Annotated in this window: 19 protein-coding genes; 8 read left to right on the top strand and 11 right to left on the bottom strand. The window is 59.7% G+C overall.

Annotated features, from left to right (window positions below):
- Nucleotides 1-208 precede the first annotated feature (208 nt).
- Nucleotides 209-1702, top strand: coding sequence for an arginine-ornithine antiporter (gene arcD, locus GSM73_RS08700; protein WP_052915282.1), 1494 nt, complete (start codon nucleotides 209-211; stop codon nucleotides 1700-1702).
- A gap of 88 nt (nucleotides 1703-1790) precedes the next feature.
- Nucleotides 1791-2327: an Hsp20/alpha crystallin family protein gene (locus tag GSM73_RS08695; RefSeq protein WP_047225871.1), complete on the top strand. Its 537-nt coding sequence runs from the start codon at nucleotides 1791-1793 to the stop codon at nucleotides 2325-2327.
- Between the two features lie 186 nt (nucleotides 2328-2513).
- Here GSM73_RS08695 and GSM73_RS08690 read toward each other — a convergent pair whose 3' ends face one another.
- The 4 genes from GSM73_RS08690 to GSM73_RS08675 all read right to left on the bottom strand — a co-directional run bounded on the left by GSM73_RS08690 (nucleotide 2514) and on the right by GSM73_RS08675 (nucleotide 8325).
- Complete coding sequence (locus GSM73_RS08690) at nucleotides 2514-3869, bottom strand: MBL fold metallo-hydrolase RNA specificity domain-containing protein (RefSeq protein ID WP_160892198.1); 1356 nt, start codon at nucleotides 3867-3869, stop codon at nucleotides 2514-2516.
- Between the two features lie 101 nt (nucleotides 3870-3970).
- On the bottom strand, nucleotides 3971-4861 hold the full coding sequence (locus tag GSM73_RS08685) for a universal stress protein (protein ID WP_047225679.1): 891 nt from the start codon (nucleotides 4859-4861) through the stop codon (nucleotides 3971-3973).
- A gap of 61 nt (nucleotides 4862-4922) precedes the next feature.
- Entirely contained in the window at nucleotides 4923-7295 is a 2373-nt protein-coding gene (locus tag GSM73_RS08680; RefSeq protein WP_160892196.1) for a phosphoketolase, read from the bottom strand.
- A gap of 136 nt (nucleotides 7296-7431) precedes the next feature.
- Nucleotides 7432-8325: a universal stress protein gene (locus tag GSM73_RS08675; RefSeq protein ID WP_076384336.1), complete on the bottom strand. Its 894-nt coding sequence runs from the start codon at nucleotides 8323-8325 to the stop codon at nucleotides 7432-7434.
- A gap of 306 nt (nucleotides 8326-8631) precedes the next feature.
- Between GSM73_RS08675 and GSM73_RS08670 the strand changes: the two genes are divergently transcribed.
- Complete coding sequence (locus GSM73_RS08670) at nucleotides 8632-9195, top strand: GNAT family N-acetyltransferase (protein ID WP_047225870.1); 564 nt, start codon at nucleotides 8632-8634, stop codon at nucleotides 9193-9195.
- A 55-nt stretch (nucleotides 9196-9250) separates the two neighbouring features.
- On the opposite strand, the gene GSM73_RS08665 is transcribed toward GSM73_RS08670, so the two are convergent.
- Nucleotides 9251-10162 (bottom strand): universal stress protein, encoded by a 912-nt coding sequence (locus GSM73_RS08665; protein WP_047225675.1) that lies wholly within the window; start codon nucleotides 10160-10162, stop codon nucleotides 9251-9253.
- Nucleotides 10163-10268: 106 nt separating this feature from the next.
- Nucleotides 10269-11513, bottom strand: coding sequence for an MgtC/SapB family protein (locus tag GSM73_RS08660; protein WP_076384332.1), 1245 nt, complete (start codon nucleotides 11511-11513; stop codon nucleotides 10269-10271).
- A gap of 236 nt (nucleotides 11514-11749) precedes the next feature.
- Between GSM73_RS08660 and GSM73_RS08655 the strand changes: the two genes are divergently transcribed.
- From GSM73_RS08655 to GSM73_RS08635, 5 genes are all read left to right on the top strand, one after another.
- The gene (locus tag GSM73_RS08655; RefSeq protein ID WP_076384330.1) at nucleotides 11750-12673 is read left to right on the top strand and encodes a universal stress protein; all 924 of its coding nucleotides are present in this window, start codon (nucleotides 11750-11752) and stop codon (nucleotides 12671-12673) included.
- Between the two features lie 45 nt (nucleotides 12674-12718).
- Entirely contained in the window at nucleotides 12719-15496 is a 2778-nt protein-coding gene (locus GSM73_RS08650; RefSeq protein ID WP_160892194.1) for a cation-transporting P-type ATPase, read from the top strand.
- A 60-nt stretch (nucleotides 15497-15556) separates the two neighbouring features.
- Nucleotides 15557-15991: a universal stress protein gene (locus GSM73_RS08645; RefSeq protein WP_047225671.1), complete on the top strand. Its 435-nt coding sequence runs from the start codon at nucleotides 15557-15559 to the stop codon at nucleotides 15989-15991.
- A gap of 68 nt (nucleotides 15992-16059) precedes the next feature.
- Entirely contained in the window at nucleotides 16060-16695 is a 636-nt protein-coding gene (locus GSM73_RS08640) for a cytochrome c (RefSeq protein ID WP_047225670.1), read from the top strand.
- Nucleotides 16696-16705: 10 nt separating this feature from the next.
- Nucleotides 16706-17623, top strand: a complete 918-nt coding sequence (locus tag GSM73_RS08635) for a c-type cytochrome (RefSeq protein WP_160892192.1) — start codon at nucleotides 16706-16708, stop codon at nucleotides 17621-17623.
- A gap of 61 nt (nucleotides 17624-17684) precedes the next feature.
- Here GSM73_RS08635 and GSM73_RS08630 read toward each other — a convergent pair whose 3' ends face one another.
- From GSM73_RS08630 to cydP, 5 genes are read right to left on the bottom strand one after another with little or no spacing between them, the layout of a single operon-like run.
- A complete protein-coding gene (locus GSM73_RS08630) occupies nucleotides 17685-17819 on the bottom strand; it encodes a cyd operon YbgE family protein (protein WP_160892413.1) in 135 nt (44 codons plus the stop codon).
- A gap of 15 nt (nucleotides 17820-17834) precedes the next feature.
- Nucleotides 17835-17957, bottom strand: coding sequence for a cytochrome bd-I oxidase subunit CydX (gene cydX, locus GSM73_RS08625; protein WP_047225667.1), 123 nt, complete (start codon nucleotides 17955-17957; stop codon nucleotides 17835-17837).
- 22 nt (nucleotides 17958-17979) lie between these two features.
- The gene (cydB, locus tag GSM73_RS08620) at nucleotides 17980-19116 is read right to left on the bottom strand and encodes a cytochrome d ubiquinol oxidase subunit II (protein ID WP_076384320.1); all 1137 of its coding nucleotides are present in this window, start codon (nucleotides 19114-19116) and stop codon (nucleotides 17980-17982) included.
- Nucleotides 19109-20680, bottom strand: coding sequence for a cytochrome ubiquinol oxidase subunit I (locus GSM73_RS08615; protein WP_047225665.1), 1572 nt, complete (start codon nucleotides 20678-20680; stop codon nucleotides 19109-19111). Before GSM73_RS08615 ends, cydB begins: the two co-directional genes overlap by 8 nt.
- Nucleotides 20677-20877: a cytochrome oxidase putative small subunit CydP gene (gene cydP / locus GSM73_RS26395; protein ID WP_052915280.1), complete on the bottom strand. Its 201-nt coding sequence runs from the start codon at nucleotides 20875-20877 to the stop codon at nucleotides 20677-20679. Before cydP ends, GSM73_RS08615 begins: the two co-directional genes overlap by 4 nt.
- Nucleotides 20878-20919: the final 42 nt, after the last annotated feature.

The raw sequence follows: 20919 nt of genomic DNA, 5'->3' as shown, positions 1-20919 counted from the left end.
TGATAGAGCGGCCTCGGCGTTGATTTATGTCAATTTCCCTGCAAGGCAGCTCGGCCCTTTTCCTATGAAATTCACGCATGCACGCCCTGCATAACCTCTGATCTAAATCAATGCTCCCCAGCCTCTTCACGCAGAGATTAATAACCAGCGCTAGAACCTTCGCTTCGGCGAAGGTCGTCGACCCCTTCGTCTCGTGGAGGCTTCAATCATGGCAACGCACCTGCAAGGCACTGAGCCGGTCATCCCGGCCGTCAAACCTCATCCTTTGGCCGGCAGTTTGCGAAAGGTCGAACCCAAACGCCTGTCATTGAGCCTGCTGGTTGCGCTGGTGGTGGGTTCGATGATCGGCAGCGGCATTTTCAGCCTGCCCCAGAACATGGCCTCCAGCGCGGGTGCCGGGGCTATCCTGATCGGCTGGCTGATCACTGGCGTGGGTATGCTGTCACTGGCCCTGGTCTATCAGACCCTCTCCAACCGTCAACCGGAACTCGATAATGGCGTGTTCGCCTACGCTCGTGCGCTTGGGGGTGAGTTCCTGGGTTTCAATTCGGCGTGGGGCTACTGGATCAGTGCGTGGATTGGCAACGTCAGTTATCTGGTGATTCTGTTCGCGGCACTCAGTTACTTTTTTCCCTTGTTCGGCGAAGGCAATAACAAGGCCGCGATTGCCGGTGCGTCGGTGGTGCTGTGGTCGTTGCATTGGATGATCCTGCGCGGGATGCGCACAGCGGCCAAGGCCAACGCCCTGACCACTGTGGCCAAAGTCGTGCCCTTGCTGCTGTTCATCGGCCTGGTGATCGCCGGATTTTCCAAAGACACCTTCATGGTCGACTTTTGGGGCACGCCGGCATTGGGTAGTACCCTGGATCAGGTCAAGAGCACCATGCTGGTGACGGTCTGGGTCTTTATCGGCATTGAAGGTGCCAACGTGTTTTCCGCCCGTGCCGCCGACCGGGCGGATGTGGGCAGGGCCACGGTGATCGGTTTCGTCCTGACGTTGCTGCTGCTGATTGCCGTGTCGCTCCTGTCTCTGGGGATCCTCAGACAACCTGAACTGGCTGCCCTGAAGAACCCATCCATGGCGGGTGTTCTGGAGGCGGTGGCCGGTCCTTGGGGTGCGGTGTTGATCAGTATCGGCCTGATTGTGTCGGTCGGTGGTGCGCTGCTGGCCTGGACCCTGCTGGCAGCGGAATCGGTGTTCACGCCGGCCAGGGAAAAGGTCATGCCCCGCGCGCTGGCCTCGGAAAACCAGCACGGCGCGCCGGCCAACGCGCTGTGGATCACCAACGGCTGCATTCAGCTGTTCCTGTTGTTGACGCTGTATTCGAGCGCCAGCTACCTGGCCCTGATCTCGCTCGCCACCTCGATGATCCTGCTGCCTTATCTGTTCAGCGGCCTATACGCGCTGAAGATGACCTGGCAAGGCCAGACCTACGCCGGGCACCGCGCCCTGCAATTGCGCGACATGGCCATCGCCTTGGTCGCCACCACCTATTGCATTTGGCTGCTCTACGCCGCTGGCCCTCGCTACATGCTGCTCAGCGCCCTGCTCTATGCCCCCGGTTCGCTGATTTACCTCAGCGCCCAACGGGCCAGGACCGGGCATGCGCTCAATGGTTTCGGCTGGGGGTTGCTGCTGGTGATCTGGGTGGCGGCGATTTTCGCCGGCTGGATGCTCTGGTCCGGCCAGCTCTCGTTGTAAGGCTTGCAAGCGTGCATTGACCCGTCCGGAACCGGTCCCTGGCAATGATGCCAAGTCCCGCCCGGACATCACCAAAGAGGAAAATCAAATGTCCAATTCAGTGAAAAAAATGCCGGTCGATACCCAAGACAACACTCAACATCCGGCCAAGAATGACCTTTGGCATCCACTGGAAAAACTCCGTCAGCAGGTGGATCACCTGTTCGATGACTTCAACCGGGGTACAGGTCTTTCTCCTTTCAGTCGCGGACTGTTCGATGTCGAGCCATTCTGGCGCAGGGAGTTCTCCACGAGCCTGCCGGCCGTGGACATCAGCGAGAAGGAAAAGAGCTTTGAAATCACAGCCGAATTGCCCGGCATGGATCAGAAAGACATCGAAATCCGGCTCGCCAATGGCAACCTGATCATCAAGGGCGAGAAGAAAGAAGCCAAGGAAGAAAAGAAAAAAGGTTATCACCTGTCCGAACGCCATTACGGCTCCTTCGAACGGGTTTTCAACCTGCCAAAAGGCATCGATAGCGACAAGATCGAAGCTCAGTTCAGCAAAGGCGTGCTGACCCTGACGCTGCCTAAAAAACCGGAAGCGCTGAAAGCGGAAAAAGTCGTGCCGATCAAGGCTGACTGACGCTGTGCACCCTGCCCCTCGCCGGCCAACGACGAGGGGCTTTTTTTTGCCTGTGCATTTAGATGTGTTGTTGAAGCTGATGGGCCGCTTCGCGAGCAGGCTCGCTCCCACAGGGGCGATGATGAACACAAATACCGCGTACACCTCAGGACCTTTGTGGGAGCGAGCCTGCTCGCGAAGGAGGCCTCAAAGCTCTACGCTGTCGCGATACTCCGGCACCGATACTGACCAGCCCAACTCATCGCGAATGCGATGGCGCAGGACATCGGACGCGTTGGGTTCGCCATGCACGACATAGGTATGCCGGGGCGGTGTCTTGAAGCCGCGCAACCATTGCATGATTTCATCGGCATCGGCATGGGCGGACAATGTTTGCATCGGCACCACTTCAGCGTTGATTGGCACGTCCTTGCCATGGATGCGCACCGCAGGCTCACCCGCCACGATCCTTGCGCCACGCGTCCCGCCGGCCTGGAACCCTGGCATCAGCAAGGTATTGATCGGGTTCGGCGCCAGGCTTTTGAGGTGAAACAACACCCGCCCTCCGGTAGCCATGCCACTGGCGGCGATGATCACCGCCGGGGTGCGTTGCAGGTCCAGGTTCATGGAATCCCTGGCCGAGCGCACCGGGTGCGCGATGTGGCACATGCCCTCACACTCCTCCCTGGACAAACGATGCTCATCGCCAAAGCGTTGATACAAGCGGGTTACATCAATGGCCATGGGGCTGTTCAGGTAGATAGGGATGTCCGGGATCGCCATCCGCTGTTTCAGGCGATACAGGTGATACATCAGCAGTTGTGCCCGACCGACCGTGAACGAGGGCACCAAGGTGATGCCGCCGCGCAATGCGGTGCGGGTGATGACGTCAGCCAGTTGATCTTCGGGCGATTGACTTGGGTGCCTCCGGTCGCCGTAGGTGGACTCAACCAATAGGTAATCCGCCTGCTCGATGGTTTGCGGGGCAAACATCACCGGGTCCTCGGGGCGCCCCAGGTCGCCGGAGCACACCAACGTAACGCCAGCGGCCTGCACCTGCACCGTGGCTGCGCCCAGGATGTGTCCCGCACGGCGCAGCACAATCCCCACCCCACGGGCGATATCCACCGGATGATCGAACGCTATCGGGCGTAACAGTTTCAGTGCCCGCTCGGCATGCTCCCGGGTGTACAACGGCATGGCAGGATCATGCTTGGAAAACCCCTTGCGGTTGGCGTATTCGGCCTCTTCCTCCTGCAAGCGGGCGCTGTCGAGCAAGAGGATCTTGACCAGCTCACAGGTGGCCGACGTGGCATAGACCGGACCGCGATAACCGTTTCGCACCAGCACTGGCAGGTAACCGCTGTGGTCCAGGTGTGCGTGAGTCAGCACGATCGCGTCCAGGTCACGCATTGGCAGTTCGAAGGGGTCCCAGTTGTGCAAGCGCAATTGTTTGTAGCCCTGAAACAGCCCGCAGTCGATCAGGATGCGTTGAGCGTCATGCTCCAGCAGGTACTTGCTGCCGGTGACTGTGCCGGCCGCCCCTAGAAACGTCATGCGCATGAGCGTGCTCCTGAACAATCGATTGGCGTTCCATTGGTCGCACTATTCGCCCAGCGGGCCATTGATTTTCATCAAGGACACAGCCATGAGCACCGGTTTCTTCACACAGCCAGTACGCTGCACGACACCTGATACAAAATATGCTCCGTGGTGCTACCCAACAGCCCGTGCGAACCACCCTTCTGCGAGCGCCCCATGACCACGACATCGACCTCATGCTCCAGGGCAAACTCACTCAAGGCTGAAACCGGATGGCCCAGCACGAAGTGCCTGCGCTCGGCCGGCACGCCGAACAGGTTGGCCAGCTCCAGGAATGTTTTTTCCAGGCTCCTGCGCAGTTCATTGCTGAGCTGTTTAAGCGTCAGGCCACCTCCGCCGACATCGCCGAGATAGACCGACGAAACCTCATAGGCGTGAACCAGATGCAACTCGGCGTCGCACTGCAAGGCCAAGCCGATTGCCTCGCGAATGATCCGGTCGTTGAGCCCACTGTTTTGCGCAAAGTCGCTGGAAGGGTCCACCGCAGCAACCACTTTGCGCGGCAAGGCGTGGCCGGTGGCGCCCACCAGGTACATGGGAACCGGGCACTGGCGCAACAGACGCCAGTCCAGCGGAGTAAGGAAGGCCCGTTTGAGCAGGGGCTCGTGTTGCACCTGCTTGATCAGCAGATCAGGCTGGATTTGCGTAACGTGCTGCAGAATCTGCTCGTCCATGCCGTCGACCCAATCCACCTGCGTGGTGACCCTCAGGCCTCGGCGCCGCATCTTGTCGGCCTCCTCCTCCAGCCAGTGACGGTGGTCCTGCAGGTAATTCTGACGCGCTTCATCACGGGGCTCCTGCTCCAACAGTTTGAGAATGTCCAGTGACGGCACCAACGCAGAAACATGCAAGTGCGCCCCGCTGGCCGCCGTCAGGGCCGCTGCGTGATGAAGGGCCGGAGAGTGTCGCTGTGCCGGGTTGAGGATCAGCAGTAAGCGCTGGTACTGGCTCATGATGGATCTCCAAAAAGTCAGGGCGAACGGCGCGATGTCGAAGTCGTGACAAGGCGGACAGTCAACCCGGCGCCGGCGTCCAGCGCCAGTTCAAGACCTCGGGCATGTCCTGCCCATGTTCGATCAGGTAAAGCTGGTGCTTCTCCATGGTGGCCCAGTAGCGGTCCCGGGCGCCCTCCACCAACGGTTGCAAGCGCGGTACTCGCTGGATGACATCGAATGCCAGTTGGTAGCGATCCAAGTGATTGATGACCGCCATGTCGAACGGGGTGGTTGTGGCCCCCTCCTCCATGAAACCGCGCACATGGAAATTGTCATGGTTATGGCGCTTGTAGACCAGACGATGGATCAATGAAGGATAGCCGTGGAACGCCAAAATCACCGGTTTGTCCACGGTGAACAACTCATCGAACCCGGCATCCGGCAGACCATGGCAATGCTGTTGCGGCGGTTGCAGGGCCATCAAGTCCACCACGTTCACCACCCGCACGCGCAGATCCGGCACGTATTGGCGCAACAGTGTCACGGCGGCCAGGGTTTCCAGGGTTGGCACGTCACCGGCGCAGGCCATCACCACATCCGGGTCGTCATCGTTCTGGCAGGCGAAGGCCCACCGACCGATGCCAATGGAGCAGTGCCTGATGGCCGAATCGATATCCAGCCATTGCCACTCCGGTTGCTTGCCGGCCACGATCACGTTGATGTAATCGCGGCTCTTGAGACAGTGATCGGCCACCGACAACAGGCAATTGGCATCCGGCGGCAGGTAGATACGCACCACATCGGCACTTTTGTTCGCCACATGATCGATAAAGCCCGGATCCTGATGGGAGAAACCATTGTGGTCCTGGCGCCAGACGTGGGATGTGAGCAGGTAGTTGAGCGAAGCGATCGACGCGCGCCAGGGAATCTGCGCAGCGGTCTTGAGCCACTTGGCGTGCTGATTGAACATCGAATCGACGATATGGATGAACGCCTCATAGCAGGAGAACAGGCCATGACGGCCCGTCAGTAAATAGCCCTCAAGCCAGCCTTCACACACCTGCTCGCTGAGGATTTCCATCACCCGGCCTTCGCAGGCCAGGTTGGTGTCCCCCGTTTCAAGTGCCGCCATCCAGGTCTTGCCACTGACCTCGTACACCGCATCAAGGCGATTGGAGGCGGTTTCGTCGGGGCCGAACAGGCGAAAATTGCCAGCCTTGAGGTTGTACTTCATCACGTCCCGGACAAAACCACCCAACACCCGGGTGGACTCCGCCTGCACACTGCCGGGCGCGGAGAACGGCACGGCGTAATCGGTAAACCGAGGCAGCTCAAGTGACTGGAGGAGCAAGCCGCCATTGGCGTGGGGATTGGCGCCCAGACGCCGATGCCCTGTGGGCGCCAGCGCCGCAATCTCCGGCAGCAACGCACCACTGGCGTCGAACAGTTCCTGTGGCCGGTAACTCTCGAGCCATTGTTGCAGTTGCGTCAGATGCATGGGCTGCTCGAAATGACTCAGTGGCACCTGATGGGCGCGCCAGGTGCCCTCGACCTGCTGACCGTCGACGAATCTCGGACCGGTCCAGCCCTTGGGCGTGCGCAGCACCAACATCGGCCACAGTGGCCGCTCCAGTTCATGTGCCGACGAGTCTGCACGGGCCGTACGCTGGATTTCGCGGATCTTGAGCAGCATGGCGTCCAGGACCATCGCCAGTTGCTGGTGAACGCTGTGGGGGTCGTCGCCTTCGACAAAATAAGGATCGTAGCCATACCCGTACATCAGGGCTGACAGCTCGTCTTCACTGATACGCGAAAGCAGCGTGGGGTTGGCGATCTTGAAGCCGTTGAGGTGAAGGATGGGCAGAACCGCACCGTCACGCCGGGGGTTGAGGAACTTGTTGGAATGCCAGCTCGCCGCCAGCGTACCGGTTTCGGCTTCACCATCGCCGATAACGCAGGTCACGATCAGGTCAGGGTTGTCGAACGCCGCACCGTAGGCGTGGGCCAGGCAATACCCCAGTTCCCCGCCTTCATGAATGGACCCTGGGATCTGCGCCGAGACATGACTGGACAACCCGTAGGGCCAGGAAAACTGCCGGAACAGGCGCAGCATCCCGTTCTCGTTCTGTTCCACCGAGGGATAACACTGGGTGAAGCTGCCCTCCAGATAGCTCTGGGCGACGATGGCCGGGCCGCCGTGTCCGGGGCCGGTGACCAGGATCATGTTCAGGTCGTGGGTCTTGATCAGGTGATTGAGGTGAACGTAAATCAGGTTCAATCCCGGCGTGGTGCCCCAGTGACCCAACAGGCGCGGCTTGACGTGGCCCAGTAGCAGCGGTTTGCGCAACAATGGGTTGTCTTTGAGGTAAATCTGCCCCACAGCCAGATAATTGGAAGCACGCCAATAGGCGTCAATGCCTTCCAGTTGGTCGGGGCTAAGAAAATCACTCATCACATTCTCCCAAAGAGGCTGGATTACCCGCGAACTGCCCTGGTCGCTTGAACCGATATCGAACGGTCTGCCACGACTGATTCTGGAGCGCTTGAACAAACCCGACTTGATTTACATCAGAGTCAACGCGCCCTGCTCATACCCTGACTGCCAACAAGCTGCCCGACACCGAATACAGGGCCCGTTCCGTCGTGCTACCGATCAGACGGTCCAGCCCAGCGCGTTGCTCGGTGCCCATCACCACCACATCAGCCTCGAACTCATCGAGGAACTCATGGATCACCGGCACCGGCAGGCCAATGACGAAATGACGGCGCTCGGGTGGAATGCTCCACCGCTCGGCCAAATTGATGAACGCCGCATGCAGCGACTCTCGCAAGGCCTCGGCAAAATCTTCATCCCAGGCCCCAGCCACCAACGAAGCCTCCCCGTTGAAGGCCGGAGACAGATCGCAGGCGTGCAGCAGATGCAGCGGGGCATTGCATTGCAGGGCCATTGCCCCGGCGGCCTCGATAATGCGCTGGTTCAAGGCGTTGGCCTGCGGATTGGCGGGGTCCACCGCCGCCACGACCCGGCGCGGCAAGCTGTGGGTGGCGCGATTGACCAGATGCACCGGCACCGGGCAATCGCGCAGCAGATGGCAGTCCAGGGGCGTCACGAAAACACGCTTGAGCAGCGGCTCAAGGGTCACATCCTTGATCAGCAAATCGGGCTGAAACTGCTCGACGTAGCGCAGGATGTCCAGTAATGGATGAGTGGTCCAGACCACATGGGTCGTCACATCCAGTCCTTGCTCCTTGAGCAGCGCCGCCTCCTCCACCATCCAGCGACGGTAGTGGTGCATATAGCGCTGAGCTGTCGCTTCATCGTTCTTTTCGCCCCACAAATGCGTGTGAGGCGGTGGTTGAACGAATGCGCACAGGTGCAAGGCCGCGCCACTGACCCTGGCCAGGGCACAGGCGCGACGCAGCGCGGCAGACGGATGCAGGTCGGCTTCAACGATCAATAGCAAACGTTGGTACTGTCCCATTACACACCTCCACTGGTCTGTTGGCCATCAGGTCCCCAGCGGTCCCTCTCTGGCATGTGCAACAGCCTGCGCTTGTCACCCCGGGGCGGCTTGATCTTTATCAACTGCATGCACATACCTGTGGGAGCAAAGCTTGCCCCCCACAGGTTTGGCTCCCACTGAAATTGCTCCCCGGCATTGATCATCGACGAGCGGATTCGCGAGCACTGATCCAGATCAGAATCGATCTGCCACGCCGGCGTAGAACAGTAGCGAATGCACGGCCTTTGCCGCGCCGAAGGTTCACACCCGATGGAGGAACGCATCATGCTCAACGTCAAAGACCACAATGAACGCGCCGCTGCCCTGTATGCCAGCATCAGCGGCAAGCACTGGATCCAGGCCCTCAGAGATGGCCGGCACGTTTTGATCAGGCCACTGAAGGAAGAAGATCGCCAGCGTGAGTATGACTTCATCAAGCGTCTGTCACCGGAGTCCCGGCACATGCGTTTCCTGGCGCAAATCAATGAGCCCGGCGCGGCCATGCTCGACCAGTTGATGGATGTCGACTGCAAGACGCGCATGGCTTACATCGCCCTGGTCCACGACAACGGCCAACTGATCGAAATCGGTGTCAGTCGCTATTGCGCTACCAGTGAACACGAATGCGAGTGCGCCGTGACCGTAGCCGATCAATGGCAGCATCTGGGGCTGGGGACGTTGTTGATGGAGCATTTGATAGAGGCGGCCCGCAAGAACGGCTATCGCCAGCTGTATTCCATCGACGCCGCCGATAACGCCCCTATGCGGGATCTGGCCCATAGCCTTGGGTTTGATACCCGCACCGACCCCGATGATGCCCGGCAGGTCATCCACCGGCTCTATCTTTAACCACAGTGCATTGCGCGGGACCCGGGGCCAGGCCCCGCGCAAGGTCACCCTGCCGTCACTCGCCCGGCTTGATTGCCCATATACTGCAAGGTGCCCGTTGCAGCACCTGCTCGGCAGTACTGCCCAAGTGCTTGTCCAGACCTCGATGCTGTGTCGTGCCCATGACAATGACGTCGCACTGATGATCGGTGGCGAATGTGCAGATGCTGCTCAGCGGCGCACCTTCGATGAAGTGACGCTGCTGCGGCGGCACGCCGTGACGCTCGGCCAGGGATTCAAACACTTCGTGCTGCGCCTGCCCCAATGCTTCATAGAGCCCAGTGGCGAGCGGGAGCGCACCCACGCCCATGTCGGCGGCGTACACCGCCGTCCAGTCGAAGGCGTGCAACAACTCAACCTGGGCGTTGCATTGATCGGCCAGTTTCACGGCGGCATCGACGATCCGGTCGTTGAACACCAGGTCCTGCTCCTCGCTGCGCAGCACATCGACGATCGCCAGGACCTGCCGGGGCCGCGGATGACGCGCGTCGGTGACCAGGTGCACCGGCACCGGACAGTCGCGCAGCAGGCGCCAGTCCATGGGTGTGAAGAAAATCCGCTTCATTGCCGGTTCAGGCTCGGCGTCCTTGATGATCAGCGCCAGTGGCATCTCTTTGACGTACTGCTGCAAGGCCTGATAAGCGTCTTTGCCCCAGACCACCTCGCTCGTCGCCTCCACTCCATGGCGGCGCGCCAGCTCAGCCTGTTGCCACAACCAGTGCCGGTGCGTTTCCAGATACCCGTCACGGGCCTTCTTGACTTGTTCTGGCGCAAAAAGACCGGCCACCGAGAGCACCTCCAGATAATCGATGGCGACGATGTGCAGGGGCAGATCCAGCGCCAGGGCCAGTTCGGTGGCGCGGTCGAACGCAGGCGAACGGGTCATGGCATCGGGTGCCAATAACAACAAACGTTGGGTCTGGGACATGGAACACCTCGGCACGTGGCGGCAGCCACTTAAAGGATTGAGGGTTCCAGAATGAACGTATGCCACGGGCAGGACTTGATCTTCATCAAACTGCCACCACACAGGCTCACAGATTCGGGAGCAGAACGCCGGCCCACATTCCCAGCGTCACCAGCACCTGGCCGGGGATGAAATACCCGGCGAAACGCCGTCCGCCACTGAGCCAGGCCACTACGCATTTACTCAGGGAATTGCTGCTCATCGCCATCAAGACCGGTATGGCGATGCCATCCAGGGGTAACAATCCGGCCTTCGCCAGGGAAGCAACGGAGGCAATCGAAGCATGAGCATCAACCAGCCCGCTGAAAACCGCCGTTACGGTTACCCCGGTCTGGCCGAACTCGGCAAGCATCGCCGACGACAGGAGCGTGATACCGGCCATCGCCAGGACTACCGTCAAGGCCAGTTTGAGGTTGAAGGCCCCGCCGCGCTTGATCGGTTCATCCGCCCGAGCCCTGGGTCGGGGAAACATCAGCATTCCGGCGTAGATCAATGTTGTCAGCAGGCCACAGAGTAGCGGGCCCCACATCCAAAGCAACAGGGCCGGTTCTACGGCACCGAGGATCAGCCCTATTTGTGCCACTGTCGCCAGATTGGACAACACGGCAGCGGCGCTCAGCACCTTGAGATTGGCCGGTTCTTTCGCGGCGATGTTACCCATGGTGGCGACGGTCAGCGTGGCCGAGGCGAACCCCGAGGCAACCGCGCTGAGGGCGTAACCGTAGTGAGTGCCGAGGGTCCGCACCGCAACATGCCCCAGCGCACCCACAGCCATCAACATGACCGTCAACATACAGATGGTGCGCAGGTTGATCGCATCGTAAGGCCCGAGGAAGCGATCCGGCACCAGAGGCAACACCACCAGCGCGGCGATCAACAGCACCAGCCCGTCACGCATTTCCGCGGCGGTCAATTGGTTACGGGCAAAATGGTGCAGCGCCTGGCGGCTGGCGAGCAGACCGGCCATCACCACGCCGATCGCGATCGCCAGGGCCGGGGCGGTCATGCAGAGCGCTCCCAACGCCAGCGCCGCGAATAACGCCACTTCGCTGGTGATACCGGGGTCCTGGTCGAGGTTTCGCCAATACGCCGCCGTGACCAGTGCCCCCAGCGCAAGCGCCACGAACCCGAGCAGCAAGACTCCGCCAGCCTGGACCGTGACATAACCCAGCAACGAGGTAATGGCAAAGGTACGCAGGCCGGCGAAGTCGCGCCGGGCGCCCTCGCCCTTGCGTCGCTCGCGTTCAAGCCCGATCAACAAGCCGATTCCGAGCGCAGCGGCGGCATTGGCAAAGCCCAGGGTTTCGCTCATGGCCTCGGTTCTATACTGAGTGTTCCGGTTGTACCTGAGTCCAGGGTAGTCCCTGGGAGGATTTCATGATCAAACATAGCGCTATTGCCAGGCGCCGTGTGCATTGATGCCACGCTTCTGGCATGAGCTTGATGCAAATCAAGTGACCGATGCCCGATACGATCATGATCAAACCCTGGCTCCACGCGGCGCGAAGGCCGTCGGGTACCCATACGTCCATGCTCGGGAGGTTTGTCATGTCCACGCAATCACGTTTGATGTTGGTCGTCTCGCCGCTGATGGAACACAGTCCGGCCTTCGACCGGGCAGCGGCGCTGGCCAAGGCCGAAGGCGCCGCGCTGCACATCGTTGCCTTCGACTACCTCGAAGGCCTGGCCACCGCCAGCCTGGTCAATGAGCAGGCCCTGGAACAGATGCGCCTGGGTTACGTTGAACGCCATCGCCACTGGCTGGAAGACCAGGCCCGGCCACTGCGCAAGCTGGGCATTGAAGTCACGACCGAAGTGGCGTGGGTCGAGCGACCGCTGCAGGAGATTCTGGTCCACCTCAAGGAGCAGCCGATGGATGCCCTGATCAAGACGGTGGAGCATGAATCCTGGTTCTCGCGCCTGATGTTCACCCCGCTGGATGTGCACCTGCTGCGCGAAAGCGAAGTACCTTTGCATTTCGTCAACAAAGTCACCCACGCCCGTCCGCGCAAGATTCTGGCGGCCATTGACCCCTTTCATCTCGACGGCCGCTACGAAGGCCTCAACGACCGGATCCTGAGCGAAGCCAACAAACTGGCCACCTCCTGCGACGCGAGCCTGGAAGTCATCTACGCCTATGACCTGTCGTCCATCACCGCCTCCGAATATGGTTTCGGCAGCGGCTCGATGTTCTTTTCTTCCACCCTGGCCCGGCAGCTCTATGAATCCCAGGGCGAGGCGTTTGACGCGTTGGCCGAGCGCAACGGCATCGCGCCGGAACAACGACGCATGGTCATGGGCGACCCGGCCAAGGTATTGGCCAGCTACGCGGCATCCCATGACATTGATGTCATTGTCATGGGGCGCGTGCGCTACAAAGGTTTGGACAAGTTGATCGGCAGCACCGTGGAAGGCCTGCTGTACAAGATGCCGTGCAGCTTGTGGGTGATTGCACCGCAGCAGTTCGATTGAACGCATGAATACCAACAGCATAATGAGCGCAGGGATAGCGACCTGATGAACCGAGCGAGCAACGCACCGACCGAGCGGGATCCGATTCCCATAGATGTCGAGGCTTGGTACACGCTGCCTGCGCAGCAGGTGCTCGAACGGCTGGAGGTCAATGAGCACACCGGGCTGAACGATGCAGAAGTTCAAGCCCGGCTTGCGCGCACAGGCTTCAATCGCCTGCCGGAGTCGGCGCGGCGACCGGCGTGGCTGCGTTTTCTGTTGCAGTTTCACAATATCCTGATTTACGTGCTGCTGGGCTCCGCGGTGATCACCGCGCTGCTGCAACACCTCTGGGATACGGTGGTCATTCTGGCGGTGGTGGTGGCCAACGCCATCATTGGCTACGTCCAGGAGGGCAAAGCGGAAAAAGCCATGGACGCGATCCGGCAGATGCTGGCGCCCCGCGCCGCCGTGATTCGTGCCGGTGAACGTTTGAGCATCGCGGGTGAAGCGCTGGTACCCGGCGATATCGTCTTGTTGGAGGCCGGCGATAAAGTCCCGGCAGACCTTCGCTTGCTGCACGCCAACAGGCTGCAGATCCAGGAAGCCATCCTGACCGGTGAATCCGCCGCCGTGGAAAAGCACACTGAACCTGTGCGCCTTGGAGCGCCCCTGGGTGATCGTGCCTGCATGGCCTTCAGTGGAACCCTGGTGACCTGCGGACAGGCCACCGGGGTCGTCGTTGCAACCGCGACCGCCGCCGAGATCGGGCGCATCAGCAATCTGTTGTCGGAAGTCGAGACACTGACCACGCCATTGGTCCAGCAAATGAACGTCTTCGCGCGCTGGCTGACGATCCTGATTCTGCTCGTCGCCGGGCTGCTACTGGTTTACGGTCATTTTGTCGGCCATTACGCATTCAACGAAATCTTCATGGTGGTGGTGGGCATGTCGGTCGCTGCCATCCCCGAAGGACTGCCCGCCGTTCTCACCATTACCCTGGCGGTCGGGGTTCGCGCGATGGCCCGTCGCAACGCCATCGTACGCCGCTTGCCCGCCATCGAAACCCTGGGATCGGTTTCGGTCATCTGCACGGACAAGACCGGCACCCTCACCCGCAACGAAATGATGGTCGCATCAGTGGTCACCAGTGATCTGACGTTCACGGTCGACGGTGCCGGTTATCAGCCGTCGGGAAACATGAACCTGGCTGACCAGTTGATCGACACCTCCAATCACCCCACGTTAGCCGAACTGGGACGCGCCGCCGCGCTTTGCAATGACGCGGTGTTGAGACTGCACGATGCCACATGGAAGGTCGAGGGCGATCCCATGGAGGGCGCACTGCTGGCGTTTTCCGTGAAAGCTGGAATCGATGGCGAAGAAGAGCGACGCACCTGGCCCCGCACCGACGCGATTCCGTTTGACGCCAAACACCGCTTCATGGCGACGTTGCACCACAACCATGAGCGACAGGCGTCAATCTATGTAAAAGGCGCGCCGGAACAGATCCTGGCCATGTGCGCGCAGCAGCGTGGCAGTACCGGCGCCACGGAGCCGCTCAATGCTGACTACTGGCACCAACAGGCAAACACCATTGCCGGCAAAGGTCAGCGCGTGCTGGCGTTTGCCAGCCGCCCCGTGCCGTCCGAGCACACCGTTCTGGAGTTTGGCGACGTGCAGGGTTCGCTGACCCTGCTTGGCATGACAGGCATGATTGACCCGCCTCGCCCCGAGACGATCCAGGCGGTCCAGCAATGCCAGGCTGCCGGTATCGCAGTCAAGATGATCACCGGCGATCACTCCGGTACCGCCGCCGCCATCGGCGCGCAAATCGGCCTGCAAAATCCCGACAAGGTGCTGACGGGCGTCGACCTGGACGCGATGAACGACGGCACGCTCAAAGAAGCGCTCAAGGACGTGAATATCTTCGCCCGCACCAGCCCTGAACATAAGCTACGGCTGGTGATGTTGCTGCAATCGAACGGCATGACCGTGGCCATGACCGGCGACGGGGTCAACGACGCACCCGCGCTCAAACGCGCCGACGCCGGCATCGCCATGGGTGACAAAGGCAGTGAGGCGGCAAAAGAGGCGGCGGACCTGGTACTGGCCGATGACAACTTCGCCTCCATCGTGGCCGCCGTACGTGAAGGGCGGACGGTCTACGACAACATCAAGAAAGTGCTGAGCTGGACGTTGCCCACCAACGCGGGCGAAACCATGACCATCATTGTCGCGCTGCTGTTTGGCCTCACCCTGCCGGTGACACCGATTCAAATCTTGTGGATCAACCTGATTACCGCGATCACGCTGGGTATCGCCCTGGCGTTCGAGCCGACCGAAGAAAACACCATGCGCAGGCCGCCGCGCTCAAGGCACGAGCCGTTGATAAGCGGCGCGTTGATCTGGCACATGGTGCTGGTTTCGATCCTGTTTCTTTGCGGTGTCTACGGCATTTTTACCTACGCACTCGACCGAGGCTACCCGGTGGAGTTGGCCCGCACCATCGCCGTTAACACGCTGGTGGTGATGGAAATATTCCACCTGTTCTTCATTCGCAATCTTTATGGCACGTCACTGACTTGGGAGGCTGTCAGAGGTACAAAGGTCGTGTGGCTGACCGTTGCAGTGGTAACCTTCGCTCAGTTCGCCATCACCTACGCGCCGCCCCTGCAAAGGGTGTTTGCCACTCAAGCGATCCCCTTTATGGATGGGCTATTGATTATCGCAGTGGGCATCGCGCTCTTTGCGATCATCGAAACTGAAAAACAGATTCGGCTACGGTTAACCGACCCCAAGGGCGCTACGCTCATAGTGGGACAGACCCCGAAGTCACCCTGACGCTGCGGCTGGCATGGTGTTCGACCAGCCGCTGGATGTTACTGAAAGAGGATTCGGAAAATGCACAAAGTATTGGTCGCTGTCGATGGTTCAGAGCACTCCGAACGTGTGGTGCATTACCTCATTGGACTGATCCGGGACGGCGGATTGCTGGGAGGCAGCGTGGAGGTGCACCTGGTCAATGTGCAGTCATTTTTACCCACTCGCATCGCGCAAACCATGAGCAAGGATGAACTTGACCGTTACTACGACGGCAAAAGTGCCGAAGATGCGAATAAGGCAATCGCTCTTCTGAAACAGCAAGGCATCGCCTTTACTTTCCATACACTGCACGGCGACGCGGCCAGCAGAATCGTGGCGTGCGCCAAATCCTTGGGGTGCGACAGCATCATCCTGGGTTCGCACGGCAGTGGTTTTCTCGAAGGCATTTTCCTGGGCTCTGTCGCGGCCAAAGTGATCCAGCTGTCCAGTATCCCGATTACCTTGGTCAAATAACCGAGGGTGAGTTGCAGTTGATGGCGCACCAGGGGGCCTGTCCCCCATAACGTCTGCGAGGCAGAACGATGGGTATGTCGCGATGGGGATCAGTCCTTGCTTTATCCGGTGCGCTGGCAACATCCGCTTATGCAGCGGACGCGCAAAAGACCTTCACCCAGGGCGGGACCAACCCCGCCGCCATTGCCTGTTCAACCTGTCATGGTGCGGACGGTACAGGGATGCCCGCGGCTGGCTTCCCAAGGCTTGCAGGGTTACCTGCTGAGTACTTCTCAAAACAAATCGCGGATTTTCGCTCAGGCTCCAGGGCCAACCCAATCATGCTTCCTATCGCCCAGGCATTGAGCGAGGACGAGGTACAAGCCCTCGCCAGCATGCTCGCCAACATGCCAGGCCCACCTGTCAAACCCATCAATCGTGCGCAGGCGGCCAAGGGCCTGGGGCAGACCCTGGCATTGAGAGGCGCATGGGATCGAAACATACCCGAGTGCGTCTCCTGTCATGGCCCTGGCGGAATCGGGGTCGGTGCCTCTTTTCCACCGCTGGCGGGCCAATCGGCTCAGTACCTGGTCTCGCAACTGAATGCCTGGCGGCAGAAGACCCGGAAAAATGATCCGGACGATCTCATGGGCCACATCGCGAGGTCCCTCACTGAAGCCGAGGTCGAGGCTGTTTCCCGGTATTTCGCTGAGCTCAGTCAATAGAGGTCTGGCCATGAAATCATTCATCGCGGCACTCATCAGTTTGAATATGGTATCGATGGCTGGCGCTGCTGATGTGGCAGATGCATCGCCCCCTTCGCCCGGCCCAGACGCCCCACAACAGCGGACGGCGACATTTACTCCGCCAGCAGAGGACACGCTGCCTGATAACGCCTTTGGCCGTTTGGTCCGGCAAGGGCATGCGATCTTTGTCGATACTAAAACCAACGCCCCCGAGTTCGTGGGAAACGGGATGAACTGCACCAATTGTCATTTGGACCAAGGCAGAAAAGCCGACTCGGCGCCCCTTTGGGCGGCTTACACGATGTACCCGGCTTATCGAAAAAAGAACGACAAGGTCAATACCTACGCCGAGCGCCTACAAGGCTGCTTTGAGTTCAGCATGAACGGAAAACCGCCTCCGGCCGACGGGCAGGTCATCGCCGCCCTGACTGCCTTTTCCTACTGGTTGGCAACCGGAGCACCGCTAGGCCAGGAACTGCCCGGGCGAGCTTATCCTGAGGTGCCGCAACCGGCGGGAGGCTTCGATCTGGCCAAGGGCAAGGTCATCTACGCCCAGCAATGCGCGGTGTGTCATGGCAACGAGGGCGAAGGCCAAAAGGCCGGGAGCGATTACGTATTCCCACCGTTATGGGGCAAAGACTCATTCAATTGGGGCGCGGGGATGCATCGCATCAATACCGCAGCCGGGTTCATAAAGTCGAATATGCCATTAGGTAAAGGCGCCACCCTGTCCGCCGATGAGGCCTGGCACGTTGCTGCCTACATGAACAGCCACGAACGGCCGAAAGACCCCAGGATGATAGCCGGTTCAATCGAGCAGACCCGGTTGAAATTCCATGCCAATGATGGGATCAATCTTTATGGCAAAGAAGTGAACGGCGTGATACTTGGCCAGGGAACTGAATGAACGGCGCAGCCAATACTACTGTCGCCGTTCTCGTGCAGCGTTATTGAACGTAAGCCCGCCTTCACCGCACGAACATCAGCCATCCGGCCAGCACCAATGCCGCAGTGCAGGTCCAACCTGAAAACAGCCAGCGCCAGAGCCACCGGCGCGGGATAAAACCCACGCCCCAGAAGAAAGCGTGAAGACGGCTGGGTATCTGAGCGTTGCTGAATCATCGCTGCTGCTCGTCATTGTCACTCAAGGCCCGGTTCGCTTCGTTCTCCCCCCACATTGCATTCAATATCGCCAGCAACAGCGCAAAGCCGACTCCCAACATCCAGGCGAAATACCACATATTCTTTGCTCCTTTGCCGGCACTAGTAGGCCGAATGCTCGTTGGCTTTGATCTGGGCAACGGTGACTTTTCCGCTCATGACGCGATACGCCCAAGAGGTATAAATCACGATCAGAGGCATGAAGATCAACGTGGCCCAGAACATGATCGCCAAGCTCAGGTGGCTGGAGACGCTGTCCCACACCGTCAGGCTTGCCGCAGGCATGGTTGAGGAAGGCATGATGAACGGAAACATTGAGACGCCCGCCGTGCTGATCACGCCAATCACCGCAAGCGATGAGGCGACAAACGCCGACAGCGTGCGGCGCACCATCAACAAGAACGCGGCAGCTACAGCCCCGCCCAATCCAAGGACGGGCAGCAGCCAAAGCAATGGATAGCGTTCGTAGTTGGCCATCCAGGCGCCAGGTTCACGTACCACAGTCTTGCTGAGGATGTCCGGCAGCGCCGCGGTATCAACGAGCGAGGTGATGCGGTAGCCGTCAATCCATTGCAGCCAGATGCCGGCCACGATGAATGAGCACACCAGCACAATCGCCGCCGCCACTGCACCTTTTACTGCCCGGGACTGGATAATCCCCTCAGTGCGATGGGCCAGATAAGTGCCGCCCTGCAGGGTGATCATTGCACTGCTCACAACACCGGACAGCAGCGCGAAAGGATTGAGCAGTTGCCAGAAACTGCCGGTGTAGGTAGACACCAGATAGTCATTGAAGTGAAACGGCACGCCCAGCAGCAAGTTGCCAAACGCAATCCCGAACACCAGCGGAGGCACCGCCCCTCCGATAAAGAGCCCCCAATCCCAGGTGCTGCGCCAAGTGGCGTTGTGGATCTTGCTACGGTAGTCAAACCCCACCGGGCGGAAGAACAACGCCCAGAGCACCAGAATCATCGCCCAGTAGAAACCACTGAAGGCAGTGGCGTAGACCACAGGCCAGGCCGCGAACAAGGCGCCGCCAGCGGTGATGAACCAGACCTGATTACCATCCCAATGCGGCCCGACGGTATTGATGACAACGCGCCGCTCCAGGTCATTGCGGCCAACGAATGGCAGCAGCGTGCCGACGCCCATGTCATGACCATCCATGATCGCAAAACCGATCAGCAGGACGCCGACCAACGCCCACCAGATTATTTTCAGGGTGAAGTAATCAAGCATGGTGAAGCTCCTTCAGATGAGCGTCGTGAACATAACGGCCTGTACCGAGGCTGCCAGGCCCTTGGCGGGCGAACTTGACCATCAGGAACATTTCCACCACCAGCAACACGGTGTAGAAAACGATGAACCCGGCCAGCGAGCCATACAGGTTGTTGACGCTGAGCGTGGACACGCTCATGTGGGTCGGTAATACGCCGTAGATCGTCCAGGGCTGACGGCCGTATTCGGCGACAAACCAGCCCAGTTCACAGGCGATCCAGGGCGCCGGCAGCATGTAGAGTGCCCAACGCAACAACCCTCGGTGGCGGGTGCGGTTCGACTTCAGCGTGCTCCAGAATGCCAGTGCAAAGAGCATCAGCATCGCAAAACCCAGGCCGACCATGATCCGGAACGCCCAAAACATAGGCGTCACGCGCGGAACCGTATCGTTCACCGCGGTTTCGATCATGGCCGGTGTGGCTTGGTTGACGTCCTCGACATAGCGCTTGAGCAGCAACCCGAAGCCCAGATCAGCTTTGTATTCTTCGAACGTCTTGAACGCCGCCGGATCGCTGCGATTGGCTCTCAGTGCTTCCAGCGCATTGACTGCGCTAATACCGCGGATGATTCGGGCGCGGTTCTTTTCCTTGATCTCATGAATGCCGGGAATCTGCTGGCTGACCGAGCGGGTCCCGATCAGGCCCATCAACCATGGCACCTCGACCTCCCAATTATTTCGGGATTGAGCTTCATCGATGCTCGCGATCAGCGTCAGGCCAGCCGGCGCGGGCTTTGTTTCCCACATGGCCTCCATGGCCGCCAGCTTGGTCTGCTGCGCCTCCCCCACCGTGTAACCGGACTCATCGCCCAGTACGATGACGCTCAGCACAGAGGCCAGGCCGAACGCTGCGGCGACCCGAAAGCTACGTTTGGCAAACTCGACATCACGATTTTTGAGTAAATACCAACTGGAGATCGACAGCACAAACATCGAACCGGTGACATACCCGGCCGAAACCGTATGGACAAACTTGGCCTGGGCCACCGGATTGAACACCACCGTCCAGAAATCGACCATTTCCATGCGCATGGTGATGTAGCTGAACTCTGAGCCCACCGGGTTCTGCATCCAGCCATTGGCGATCAGGATCCACAGCGCCGACAGGTTTGTGCCGATTGCCATCAACAGCGTGACCAGCAAGTGATGCTGTCTCTTGAGACGGTCCCAACCAAAAAAGAACAGCCCGATCATGGTCGATTCGAGGAAGAACGCCATCAAGCCTTCGATTGCCAGCGGTGCACCGAAGATGTCACCGACATAGTGCGAGTAGTAGGCCCAGTTGGTGCCGAACTGAAATTCCAGGGTGATCCCGGTGGTCACCCCCAGCGCGAAGTTGATGCCAAATAGCTTGCCCCAGAAGCGCGTCATGTCTTTCCAGATGACGTTACCGGTCATCACATAGACGCTTTCCATGATGACCAGCAGCCACACCATGCCAACGGTGAGCGGTACGAAAAGGAAGTGATAAAGCGCCGTGGCTGCGAACTGCAGCCGCGACAAATCCACCAGTTGTTCTGAGATCACTTGCTTGCCCCTTGAGCCGAGGTGGGTACACCGAAACGGTTGCCGACCGCGTTGGAATCGACGCTGACGTGGAAATCCTGGATGAATAGCCACCACAGCACTGCCAGCACGAGCAGCTTGATAAGCACTGCTGTGAGCAGATGACGGCGCAGTCGTTTGTCGGAAATAGTCATGTCGGTGCAGTTAGCACGCGCCATGCCAAGGCTCAGGGTCAGGTTTTTATCGTTAAATAACAGCAG

The sequence above is a fragment of the Pseudomonas sp. PICF6 genome (genome assembly GCF_009831705.1).
Lineage (GTDB): Bacteria > Pseudomonadota > Gammaproteobacteria > Pseudomonadales > Pseudomonadaceae > Aquipseudomonas > Aquipseudomonas rhizophila.
This window is presented reverse-complemented; position numbering and strand designations above follow the sequence as displayed.

Coding starts and splice junctions, on each gene's coding strand:
- arcD (WP_052915282.1), top strand. CDS start 209: ATGGCAACGCACCTGCAAGGCACTGAGCCGGTCATCCCGGCCGTCAAA.
- GSM73_RS08695 (WP_047225871.1), top strand. CDS start 1,791: ATGTCCAATTCAGTGAAAAAAATGCCGGTCGATACCCAAGACAACACT.
- GSM73_RS08690 (WP_160892198.1), bottom strand. CDS start 3,869: ATGCGCATGACGTTTCTAGGGGCGGCCGGCACAGTCACCGGCAGCAAG.
- GSM73_RS08685 (WP_047225679.1), bottom strand. CDS start 4,861: ATGAGCCAGTACCAGCGCTTACTGCTGATCCTCAACCCGGCACAGCGA.
- GSM73_RS08680 (WP_160892196.1), bottom strand. CDS start 7,295: ATGAGTGATTTTCTTAGCCCCGACCAACTGGAAGGCATTGACGCCTAT.
- GSM73_RS08675 (WP_076384336.1), bottom strand. CDS start 8,325: ATGGGACAGTACCAACGTTTGCTATTGATCGTTGAAGCCGACCTGCAT.
- GSM73_RS08670 (WP_047225870.1), top strand. CDS start 8,632: ATGCTCAACGTCAAAGACCACAATGAACGCGCCGCTGCCCTGTATGCC.
- GSM73_RS08665 (WP_047225675.1), bottom strand. CDS start 10,162: ATGTCCCAGACCCAACGTTTGTTGTTATTGGCACCCGATGCCATGACC.
- GSM73_RS08660 (WP_076384332.1), bottom strand. CDS start 11,513: ATGAGCGAAACCCTGGGCTTTGCCAATGCCGCCGCTGCGCTCGGAATC.
- GSM73_RS08655 (WP_076384330.1), top strand. CDS start 11,750: ATGTCCACGCAATCACGTTTGATGTTGGTCGTCTCGCCGCTGATGGAA.
- GSM73_RS08650 (WP_160892194.1), top strand. CDS start 12,719: ATGAACCGAGCGAGCAACGCACCGACCGAGCGGGATCCGATTCCCATA.
- GSM73_RS08645 (WP_047225671.1), top strand. CDS start 15,557: ATGCACAAAGTATTGGTCGCTGTCGATGGTTCAGAGCACTCCGAACGT.
- GSM73_RS08640 (WP_047225670.1), top strand. CDS start 16,060: ATGGGTATGTCGCGATGGGGATCAGTCCTTGCTTTATCCGGTGCGCTG.
- GSM73_RS08635 (WP_160892192.1), top strand. CDS start 16,706: ATGAAATCATTCATCGCGGCACTCATCAGTTTGAATATGGTATCGATG.
- cydX (WP_047225667.1), bottom strand. CDS start 17,957: ATGTGGTATTTCGCCTGGATGTTGGGAGTCGGCTTTGCGCTGTTGCTG.
- cydB (WP_076384320.1), bottom strand. CDS start 19,116: ATGCTTGATTACTTCACCCTGAAAATAATCTGGTGGGCGTTGGTCGGC.
- cydP (WP_052915280.1), bottom strand. CDS start 20,877: ATGGCGCGTGCTAACTGCACCGACATGACTATTTCCGACAAACGACTG.